This window comes from Pseudoalteromonas sp. HM-SA03, from assembly GCF_002289345.1.
Lineage (GTDB): Bacteria > Pseudomonadota > Gammaproteobacteria > Enterobacterales > Alteromonadaceae > Pseudoalteromonas.
Map to the genome: position 1 here is coordinate 1 of NZ_NSDG01000185.1, position 519 is coordinate 519.

Genomic DNA, 519 nt, shown 5'->3' on the forward strand with positions numbered 1-519 from the left:
AAAAGTAAACCACTCCCTGAGTCGCCAGAATATGAGGGGTTTAGGCATCTAGATCCAGTTACAGCGGAGCATGATAAAGCGATAGGAAGACCTCCGAGCTATTGGAGCGAGATGTCACTCGAACAGCAGTTAGAGATAGCGAATAAAATATATGAACCAATCTACGAGCTTAATGAGGAGTTTCCTAAAAAGCCACTGCCGGAGATGAAAGAGCCGTGGAAGCACTGGAAACCAGATGGTAAAAAAGGAGAGGGTGAAGGTTTGAAGCGTGAGTTCTTACTAATCGCCATGCAATTATTTACGGCAAAACCAATGTAAAAGCTGGTGATGATATTAGTATGAGAACTACACGATATAATGGTTTTTTTAAAGAGTGTAATATACTGTACCTTATGGGGCCGAAAGAAAAGGGAGTAGCCTTACTTAATGATGAAACTGATGGAAAGATTTTTCAAACGATCCAGCGGGAAATGTGGCGATTTCACTTAGTGTTAGATGAAGGGGGGTTTAAACGGTTTT

At 41.4% G+C, this 519-nt stretch carries 1 protein-coding gene and 1 pseudogene; both read left to right on the forward strand.

Annotated elements, in window-relative coordinates:
* Positions 1-318, forward strand: a pseudogene (locus CKO50_RS24185) (hypothetical protein); the annotation flags it as partial.
* A 20-nt stretch (positions 319-338) separates the two neighbouring features.
* Positions 339-519, forward strand: a 181-nt coding sequence (locus tag CKO50_RS24310) for a hypothetical protein (RefSeq protein ID WP_217989666.1), incomplete at its 3' end; no start/stop codon positions are given.